The 10,023-nt window shown below is 34.1% G+C and carries 7 protein-coding genes; 2 read left to right on the top strand and 5 right to left on the bottom strand.

Going from position 1 to position 10,023, the window contains the following annotated elements; all coding sequences use genetic code 11:
* Nucleotides 1-384: 384 nt before the first annotated feature.
* The 5 genes from FD688_RS02820 to FD688_RS02800 form a co-directional block, all read right to left on the bottom strand.
* On the bottom strand, nucleotides 385-2,445 hold the full coding sequence (locus FD688_RS02820; RefSeq protein WP_138741702.1) for an LTA synthase family protein: 2,061 nt from the start codon (nucleotides 2,443-2,445) through the stop codon (nucleotides 385-387).
* Nucleotides 2,446-2,487: 42 nt separating this feature from the next.
* Nucleotides 2,488-3,501: a lysylphosphatidylglycerol synthase transmembrane domain-containing protein gene (locus FD688_RS02815; protein WP_138741701.1), complete on the bottom strand. Its 1,014-nt coding sequence runs from the start codon at nucleotides 3,499-3,501 to the stop codon at nucleotides 2,488-2,490.
* Nucleotides 3,502-3,503: 2 nt separating this feature from the next.
* Nucleotides 3,504-4,526, bottom strand: a complete 1,023-nt coding sequence (locus FD688_RS02810) for a glycosyltransferase family 4 protein (RefSeq protein ID WP_138741700.1) — start codon at nucleotides 4,524-4,526, stop codon at nucleotides 3,504-3,506.
* 8 nt (nucleotides 4,527-4,534) lie between these two features.
* A complete protein-coding gene (locus FD688_RS02805; RefSeq protein ID WP_138741699.1) occupies nucleotides 4,535-5,722 on the bottom strand; it encodes a glycosyltransferase family 4 protein in 1,188 nt (395 codons plus the stop codon).
* A 238-nt stretch (nucleotides 5,723-5,960) separates the two neighbouring features.
* Nucleotides 5,961-6,227, bottom strand: coding sequence for a phosphocarrier protein HPr (locus FD688_RS02800; RefSeq protein WP_034531608.1), 267 nt, complete (start codon nucleotides 6,225-6,227; stop codon nucleotides 5,961-5,963).
* 481 nt (nucleotides 6,228-6,708) lie between these two features.
* On the opposite strand from FD688_RS02800, the gene FD688_RS02790 reads away from it, so the two are divergent.
* Nucleotides 6,709-8,880 carry an ATP-dependent Clp protease ATP-binding subunit gene (locus FD688_RS02790; protein ID WP_138741698.1) on the top strand — a complete coding sequence of 724 codons (2,172 nt, stop codon included), beginning with the start codon at nucleotides 6,709-6,711 and terminating at the stop codon, nucleotides 8,878-8,880.
* A 105-nt stretch (nucleotides 8,881-8,985) separates the two neighbouring features.
* Entirely contained in the window at nucleotides 8,986-10,011 is a 1,026-nt protein-coding gene (locus FD688_RS02785) for a MucBP domain-containing protein (protein ID WP_138741697.1), read from the top strand.
* The last annotated feature ends 12 nt before the right edge of the window (nucleotides 10,012-10,023 follow it).

Below are 10,023 nucleotides of genomic sequence, written 5' to 3'. Positions count from 1 at the left end.
CTTACAACCAAGTTGTAAGTTCCTTACACATCATCGATTATCAATCTTGTTCAGTTTTCAAAGATCTACCTTTTAACATTAAATGTCATCTCAATTGACAACTATTTAATATTAACAAATTATCAACACAGTGTCAATAACTTTTTTATTTATTTTGCTGATGAATGTTTTAACAACAGCGTTTGTCGCTTATCGACAACAATAAATATTATGCCATCTTGTTAACGTAAAGTCAACAACTTTTTTATTGAATTTTTAACGTTTTAAAGAGGTTTTTTAACTTCCTCATCAACAGCAATATTTATATTATCAAAATATCGACATTGCGTCAACATGAATTTCAAAATAAAAAAGACGACTTATAAAGTCGTCTTTTTTTTGAAACTATTTTAATTCAGGAGCATCAGTCTTGTATAAGTTTAAAGTATCTTTCTTCTTTAACTTATTCAATAGATCAGTCTTTTTCTTTTTATCCATTTCCTTAAGAAGCTTCATTCCATCAGCGTACTTGTAGCTGTATGACTTCTTGTCTACCTTCTTGAAACCTTTAGGGTTGTAGAAACGTAGTAAGTCCCCTAGCACAACCTTATCTGATAGAGATAGTTCAGTTGTTACATGATTTTGCATTTTCTTAATTTCAGCAGCTTGTTTCTTATTTGGTGTGATTTGTTTACCAGTCTTAGTTAGGTATACACTTCCACCCACAACGGTATATTCAGGAGAGACAAAGTCTCCATTTCTAAATGCAACAACTTGGTTTCTCTTCTTAGATAACAAGTCATTACCAAATTGGATAGTATTATCGTCCTTTACACCTAATAGATGTAATAGTGTTGGCAATACGTCAATTTCTCCACCATAAGTATGGTCAATACCACCCTTTAGTCCATCCATATGAATCATAAATGGAACCTTTTGGAATTGTGCTAAGTCGAAGCTATTAATAGACTTCTTGTGTAGTAATTGAGCGATAGCAGGTCTATGGTTGTTTGAAATACCATAGTGATCACCATATAGAACAATCATACTATTCTTCATTAACCCTGTCTTAGTTAGATAATTCATAAATTCACCAAAAGCTTGGTCTAGGTAATGAGCAGTTTGAACGTAAGGATCAACAGTATTATCACCAGTCTTAGTTGCTGGGAATGATACATTTTGTTTATCCAATTCATATGGATAGTGGTTAGTTAATGTAATTAGCTTTGCATAAAATGGTTGTGGTAATTGTTGGATGTATTGAGCAGCATCCTTAAAGAAGATCTTATCCTTTAAACCATAACCGACACTGTATGATGGTTTTTCAGTGTAGTAGTTTGAATCAAAGAAGTATTGGTATCCCCATGACTTGTATGCATTATCTCTATTCCAGAAACTAGGCACATCCCCATGGAATGCAGCAGTACTGTAACCCTTTTGGGCTAAGATAGCTGGAGCAGCTTGGTATGTGTTTTGAGTACCATAAGTAACCATTGCTGAGCCTTCTGGTAGACCGAATAGTGAGTTTTCTAGCATCATTTCAGCATCAGAGGTCTTACCTTGAGCTACTTGGTGGTAGAAGTTATCAAATGATAATGTATTTTGGTTATGGTAGAACTTGTTTAGGTTTGGAGTTACTTCCTTACCATCAACTTTGTAATCAATTAAAAATTGTTGGAAACTTTCCAAATGAATGATAAAGACATTCTTACCCTTAGCCTTACCGTAGTATTCGATATTGGACTTACTACGGTTGTGCTTTAGATATGTAAGGACACTATTTAAATCAGATGGTTTAGCTTCAGCTCTAGTTTGACTTTCCTTGTGAGTTTGATATGCATTAAATGCTGCATACTCATTTAAACCAAGGTACTTAACAATATAGTTATTATCAAAAGTTCTTGTTAGCAGCCCTGATCTATCTGCATTAGAAACACCAAATTCAGCAAACATCAAAACTAGAGATAAGATAGTGATTGCAAAGGCGTTTCTTTTCTTAAACGGAGAATGATCAACCTTAATCACTCTGAATAGTAGTAATAAAATCAATATAATGATATCGATAAATACAAAGAAATCTAATGGATGTAAGATTTCAGCTAAACTCTTACCAAGATTGTTTTGAACTGTACCTGAACCCTTGATAATTCCAAATGATAGGAAATCAGAAAATTCACGATAGTATAAAACGTTCGCAAAAATCCAAATTGATTCAATTAAATCAATAATAATCATTAACCAGTAAGCTAACTTACCTCTAAAGTACAAAGCAATTCCAAAAATTAGCAACGCAGCTGGTAGTGGGTTAACAGCCAATAGGAATTGTTGAATGCCACCCTTTGCACCTAAGGTAAAATCAACACGATATGAAATATATGTTTTCAACCAGAATAAAGCTACGATTAATACAAAAAAGCCAAATTTTGTATTAAAAAACTTTCTGGTGTTCTTAATATGACTAGACATTTCTATGCCTCCAAAATAAAAAAATATAAAATATTAGTAAATTTACTTATCAATCTTATTGGGGCGAATGAAGAATGCAACTGCCCCTAAAATCATTCCTAAGTAATAAGTTATCAAGCGCCAAGCAATTAACGCTAGAATTAACTTCGTGTTATTAGTGATAAAACTCTTGAACAAAGTTTCAAAGCTATACTCTGCTCCACCTGCTCCACCCGGGATTGGAAATAACGAGATTATCATAAAGATTAATACATGTAAGCTAACAATCATGATGATGTTAACTTGATCAAACCCTAATGCCAATATGATGAAATATGGAATTAGGTAATAAAAAGCTAGTTGGAAGAAAGTAATAACAATAATCTTTAACATTAACTTCCATTGTTTAGCGATTCTGATGCTTTCCATATGGAACGTGTCGATTTTATTGTCGAGCATCTCTTTAAATGAAAGATACTTTTCATCCTTCATAAATATTTTAAGTGGTTTTACCAAATTATCAACCAATTTTTTAGTAAATGTATACCAATACATTACCAATAACAAAGCAATAATTACAAATAAATGCACGAAGAATCCGAAAAGCACCAGCCAGGCTAGATAATGTAGCTTTTCTTCAACATATTGAAAACCGACAATAAGACTCAAAATGAAATTAATTACTATCATGGTTTGAAAGACAACAAATTTCATCAGTAGCGTTGAACTGGCCTTACCGGCATCCACGCCTGTTTGAACCATTACATATAGTTGTCCTGGTTGCCCACCTGATGAGAACGGTGTGATTCCATTAAACAGTTGTTCTACCAATGGGACTCTAATTGCATCCCACCAAGTAAAGTGATCAACCTGGGTGTCAACGATTGTCTTAGTGACGACCGCTTCTAGCCCTAGGTATAACAACATACATAAGAAAGCAACGGCAATCCACCACCAATTAATAGTAAAAAAATCTGCAATTAATACATCCATATTGATATCTCTAATGAAATACCAAAAAATCAGTATCCCAATTAGAAACATCATAAAGAACGTTATTACATTTCTCTTTGACATTACTATCCCTCTTTTATCTGACCCTTATAGAATTTATGCCAAATTGAAGCTAGATGATCTTCTGAATAGTAATCAGACGCAGCTAATGCTTTATCAGACAATTCTTTTAGTTCATCACGGTTATCAATTAAGCGATGTAAACTATCATTCATTTCTTCAAAAGTAGTAAATGGTTCATAGTAACCACTGATGATTTTTTTATATAAATCCAAACTTCTAAGCATTACTGGAGTCCCACATGAGAATGCTTCTAATACCGACATTGGAAACAATTCATTAAAAGATGGTAACAAGAATAAATCAGCAATGTTGTAGTATTGAACTAATTTATCACGATCAACAATTCCCGGAAATTTAAGGTTGGCGGGAGGATTGTCTACCAATAGTTTTAAGTTCTTGTATCCATCAGTAATTTTACCAAACGAAAATCCACCTGCCCAAATAAATTCGACATTTGGGTTTTCTTCGGCTAGTTTGGCAAAATCAAAAATTCCTTTTCTAGTTTGTACCTGCCCAGTTCCAACTACTACAAATTTATCTTGAGAAATACCCAGTTCTTTTCTAGCAGCATGTTTTTCGTCTTCGGTGAAGGGATAAAATTCCTTCTTACTAACGAAGTTTGGAATGTAGGTAATTTTATCACGATTAATCCCATATGCTTCCAACTTAGGTATAAAAGTTGGATTGACTACCACAATATGTTCCATTCGCTTGTAAAACGCAATTACATACTTGTAAAAAATCCATTTAATTGGCTTAGGTAGGTTTAAACTTCCTTCCAATGTCTCAGGTAGAAAATGCACATAGCCAATTCTTCTTCCACGTTTTTTCTGGAAAGTAGAGAAGTAATATCTTAGATTAATTGTATGGTAGTGAGTAATATCAGACTTCTTTGAATCATTGATTTCAATGTCAAAATCATCTGCAAAACGCTTTTCCATTAATTTAATTAATTCTAGATAGGCACTACCAACTCCTTGTCCCTTTACCTTGTCGGCAGTTGAAAACATATCTATTTTTATCATAAATCCTCCTAGTCACTTATCCCATTATCATCACTAAATTCTTTGTTGAAATCTAATTGGGCACTCTTATAAAAGGCAACAATTCGATTAGCAAAGTTTTCAGATGATATTTCATGTAACTTAGTCTGTCTAAGTTCTTCCTCAGATTGGTCTAGTGTAGCTTTACTTTGATTCAAGTATTCCAATACGCTTGAAATATAGCCATCTTTATTTGAAAAAGTCATTCCTAATGCTTTATCACTTAATAATTCTTCAGTATATGGACTTGACGCAACCACCACTTTGACTCCGGCAGCCATTGCTTCAATGTAAGTTAAACCCTGTGATTCAGAGTTAGATGTAGAAACAAACAAGTCAGCATCTCGGTAATATTTGTATATTTCATCATTATTAATTTCACCAACAAATTTAACATTAGCATTTAGCTTCATGTCATTGACTTGCTTTCTCAAATCTTCTCCTGCTGGTCCATCTCCGACAATTACTAATTGGGTTAATGGTTTTTTAGCTAAAATTGTTGGCATGGAATTAATTAATTCTTTTATATTTTTTTCGTAAGCCAGGCGACTCACTGATAATAACACAGGAGCATTCTTATCTACTCCTAAATATTTACGTAAATCGAAATTTGATTCTGTCGCAAACTTATTAATATTAATTCCTGTTGGGATAATCCTAATGGGGCTCTTTACCCCGTACCTAACTAACGTGTCTAATACTTTTTTACTTGGCGCAACTACCCCTGACATATTATGGCAAAACGCCAACGTTGCGTCTTTAACATGTACCGGTCTTAATATCTTACCCTTAGCCACATAATGTAGGTAGTCTTCATACATTGTGTGATAAGTATGTACACAAGGGATTCTTAAAAATTTAGCCACGAACTTACCAATAATTCCCATTGAGAACTCAGTCTGTGTGTGAACAATGTCCAAATTAAGCTTCTTAGCAATTTGATAAGCTTGGATCATTCCCCTTACAGCGATTCTGCGATCAGTAAAAGAAATAAAGGGAATACTGGAAAATCTAAAAATATTCTTTTCATATGTGGTCTTATCAACGTGAGGATCAGTTGTAGTAAAGATATACACCTGATGGCCATCCTTTTCCAATTGATCTTTTAATGTCTTAATGGATGTGGCAACCCCACTGACCTGTGGAAAATAAGTATCTGTAAAAATTCCAACATTCATACTAGCACCTCCTTTTCTTTCAATATTAATTATTTGTAATTATATTGTTTTGCTGTTTGCATTGCAAACTCATGTAAATGCCATAATTCCCTATATTAATAAAAAAACGAGCCAGAACAATTCTATCGAAGTAGTTGTTTCCATATTCGTTCAATAATGACAATGAACTATTATGACAACCAAACATAAAATATTTCTGACTCATTATTTTAATAGACATACCATATATAACTTGTAATTAATCAGTTAATCCTTCATCTTTGAATGACTTAGCAATTGCTTCAATTGCATCTTTTTCATCAGGACCATCAGCAATAACAGTTACTTCAGCATTTTGACCAACACCCAATGACATAACACCCATGATTGACTTTAAGTCAACAGTGTTGCCAAGGTATTCTAATTTTAATTCTGATTTAAATTTAGTAGCAGTTTGAACTAAAAGTGTTGCAGGACGAGCATGGATTCCAGTTTCAGAAACAACTTTAAATTGACGTTTTTCCATTTTTGAACATCTCCTTTTATTCTTATACTAATTTTAGAATATCAATTAATGTGATAAAACTCAACATTTTTAACTATTGGTACCACTATCAGATAGGTAAGTATACGTAATTACACCGTTCTGATCGGCTTTCCCTATCACGCGCTTCCTGGTGTCAAAGTTCATATATGCAACTTGAAACTCAGTGAACTCGTCGGGTTTGACTACCAATTCTTTGATTTTGTTGTCTTTTAGGTCATTTAATAATTCAGTATAATTCTTATCTGCGATAATTATATTCCCTCTTTCAATATATATTATATACGATTGATACTAATTAAAACATATCATAATTAAAAAATATGAAAAAAATACCAGTTATTTTAATCTAATCAAATTACTTGCACTAAATTTCTGATGAGTTATAATATTTCTACAAATGGTCAGTAAAGGTCAAAAATAACCTTTAACCATTTAGTTGTTTTCAGAAAGGAGCAGTCGTATGAAATGTGAAAACTGCCATATAAATGAGGCAACCATTCATTTACTCGTCAATTTCAATGGCGAAAAAAGACATATTGATATTTGTCAGGACTGTTACCAAAAATTGAGTCAGCAATCCGAACAATATCGTAATAACGGAGGTGTTGATATGATGAATGATCCATTTGGTTTCAGTAGCTTAGATGACTTATTCAATGCGATGAATCAAAGTAATCAAAATTCTATCCGCCGTCCTGAGAATAATCAGCAAAAAAATAATAACAATAACAATTCCAACTCTGTGTTAGCAAAGTATGGATATGATTTAACCGACTTAGCAAGAAAGAATAAGATTGATCCTGTTATCGGTCGTGATAAAGAAATCAATCGTGTGATTGAAATTCTCAACCGTCGAACTAAGAACAATCCTGTCTTAATCGGTGAGGCCGGTGTTGGTAAGACTGCTGTTGTCGAAGGACTAGCACTAAAGATTGCTCATCATGAAGTTCCAGATAAGTTAAAGAACAAACGTGTTATTAGACTAGATGTTGTATCTATTGTTCAAGGAACATCTATGCGTGGTCAATTCGAACAAAGAATGCAAGAACTCATTAAGGAAGTTCAATCAAACAAGAACATTATTTTATTCATTGATGAAATTCATGAAATCATGGGAGCCGGTAATGCCGACGGGGCCATGGACGCAGGAAACGTTTTGAAGCCTGCGCTTGCTCGTGGTAGCTTCCAACTAATTGGTGCCACTACTCTTAATGAATACCGTGGTATCGAAAAAGATTCAGCACTTGCTCGTCGTTTCCAAACCGTCCAAGTAGATGAACCATCATTGAAGCAAGCTCTTCATATATTAAATGGTATCAAGGGACGTTATGAAAAGTATCACCACGTCAAATACAGTGATGATGCTATCAATGCGGCAGTTTACCTATCAAACCGCTATATTCAAGATCGTTTCTTACCAGATAAAGCCATCGATTTAATTGATGAAGCTGGTTCTAAACTTAATATCAAATCAGACGTTAAGTCGCCAGATGATTTAAAAGATGAATTAAATAAGTGTGAAAAAGAAAAGAAGGATGCTCTAAAGAAAGAAGACTACGAAAAAGCCGCCTTCTATCGTGATAAGATTGAAGAACTTAACTACAAGCTAAAAGACTTCGATGAATCAGATAATACCTACCCCATTGTATCTACAAAAGATATTGAAGGAATTATCGAGTCCATTACTAAGATTCCCGTTGGCCAATTGCAGGAACAAGAACAAGATAACCTAAAAGATCTTGATAAGAAGTTAGCAGGAAGCGTTATTGGACAAAATCAAGCAATTGAAAAAGTTGCTCGTGCAATTAAACGTAACCGAATTGGTTTCAACGGAACTGGTCGTCCAATTGGATCATTTCTATTCGTGGGAACGACTGGAATTGGTAAGACTGAACTTGCTAAGCAATTAGCTAAGCAACTATTCGGTTCTAAGGAGGCAATGATTAGATTTGACATGTCCGAATATCGTGAACCACATTCAATTTCTAAATTAATTGGTTCCCCTCCGGGCTATGTTGGCTATGATGAAGCCGGTCAATTAACCGAAAAAGTTAGAAGAAATCCATATAGTCTAATTCTTTTCGATGAAATTGAAAAAGCTCACCCAGACGTTCTTCACGCTTTCCTACAAATTCTAGATGACGGCCGTTTAACTGACTCAAAAGGAAGAACCGTATCATTCAAGGATACAGTCATCATTATGACCAGTAATGCCGGTACTGGTACTTCCACCGCTAGTGTTGGTTTTGGTGCTGAAGCTAACAACAAGACTCATTCAGTATTGAATAAGTTAGGTGATTACTTCAAACCAGAATTCTTAAATAGATTCGATGACATTGTTGAATTTAACCAACTAAGTAAGGATGACTTGAAGAAGATTGTCAGCTTAATGTTAGACAACGTTAACAAAATGCTCGAAACACGCGGTTTTACTATCGATGTTTCAGATGCTGCTAAAGATAAATTAGTCGAAAAAGGATACAATCCGGAAATGGGAGCTCGTCCACTTCGCCGTGTAATACAAGAAGAAGTCGAAGACAAAGTTGCTGACTATTACCTAAACAATCCAAGTAGCAAACATTTAAGCGTTGATGTGGACAACGAAAACAAAGTATTCGTTAACACAAAATAATTGAATTGAATAATTAAAAAACAGCTAAGACTTATTCTTAGCTGTTTTTTTTACTTTTTTTGTAATATCATATGTTAATATGGTTATTAGAGAGGAGGAAAAGGCATGTTTCATTTTATTCATGACATCATTCGTTTGTTTAAGCCAGACGAACCAAAAGTAAATGACTTTGATGATTCAACAATCACAACCGGTGATGAATCCATTGAAGAAAATACCAATAATATCGATGAAACCCCTTCTCCTTCTTCTAAGACAAGGGCAAAAATGACTATCTACTATGTTGATGAGGATGGTCACTATCTTCACGAATTCAGCGTTATTAAGGGATTCGTAGGTGACCCGGTTAGTTTCATCATCCCGGATTTTGATCATTATGTTTTATTCAAAATCAAAGGTGTTTCAACCTACATGCAAAAAGAGGATAACGTTGTCACCCTTCAATATAATCGTTTGAACGGAAAACCAGTTAATATTTTCTTCATTAACTATGATACATATTCAATGATTCGTCTTCCTCAAATGGCCATTGGTAAGTACAACAACGAATTTCAAATTAACATTCCAGAATTATCTGGGTTTAAACTAATGAACTATTCCGGTGACTCAAACGGTATTTTTGATGACTACATGAAACATTTAATCATCTATTACCGCCGAAAAGATTGGCATGGTGTACAAAAAGAGACATTCTATATTCGTTTAAGAGAATATACCAAAGTCTATAACGACACTAATGGTGATGTACTTCATGTTTTATTACCAAAAACAAGTATTTGGAAGGTATTCTACCAAGTCACCACTGACGACGCTTTATGGTTAAACATTGGACCAAACCAGTGGATTATCGATAGAAACTTCTACAGAATGAAATATCCATTCGCCAAAAAACTAACCAACACAGACTCATGGAAGATTAAAAAAGTCCACTATCCTGCAACAATTCAAAATGACAAGAATCAAAGTGTTGCCGTTTACAACTTCCCTTACGGTAGTTGTATCGGCTTCTTACACAATGGTAACTCCTTCTTCGTTACCCAGGAAATTGTCGATCAAAATAGTGTTCAGTGGGTCGAAATCAATAACCTTCACTACATCGTTTCCGATGACGTAAAAAAAGAGCTTAGATAATATCTAAGCTCT

The organism is Apilactobacillus kunkeei, from assembly GCF_005930975.1.
GTDB lineage: Bacteria > Bacillota > Bacilli > Lactobacillales > Lactobacillaceae > Apilactobacillus > Apilactobacillus kunkeei_E.
Note: the sequence above shows the minus strand (reverse complement) of the source record. Positions and strands in the feature narration are given on the sequence as shown.

What these genes read in the sequence shown, in the direction of transcription:
- FD688_RS02820 (WP_138741702.1), bottom strand. Translation starts at nt 2,445, where the DNA reads ATGTCTAGTCATATTAAGAACACCAGAAAGTTTTTTAATACAAAATTT.
- FD688_RS02815 (WP_138741701.1), bottom strand. Translation starts at nt 3,501, where the DNA reads ATGTCAAAGAGAAATGTAATAACGTTCTTTATGATGTTTCTAATTGGG.
- FD688_RS02810 (WP_138741700.1), bottom strand. Translation starts at nt 4,526, where the DNA reads ATGATAAAAATAGATATGTTTTCAACTGCCGACAAGGTAAAGGGACAA.
- FD688_RS02805 (WP_138741699.1), bottom strand. Translation starts at nt 5,722, where the DNA reads ATGAATGTTGGAATTTTTACAGATACTTATTTTCCACAGGTCAGTGGG.
- FD688_RS02800 (WP_034531608.1), bottom strand. Translation starts at nt 6,227, where the DNA reads ATGGAAAAACGTCAATTTAAAGTTGTTTCTGAAACTGGAATCCATGCT.
- FD688_RS02790 (WP_138741698.1), top strand. Translation starts at nt 6,709, where the DNA reads ATGAAATGTGAAAACTGCCATATAAATGAGGCAACCATTCATTTACTC.
- FD688_RS02785 (WP_138741697.1), top strand. Translation starts at nt 8,986, where the DNA reads ATGTTTCATTTTATTCATGACATCATTCGTTTGTTTAAGCCAGACGAA.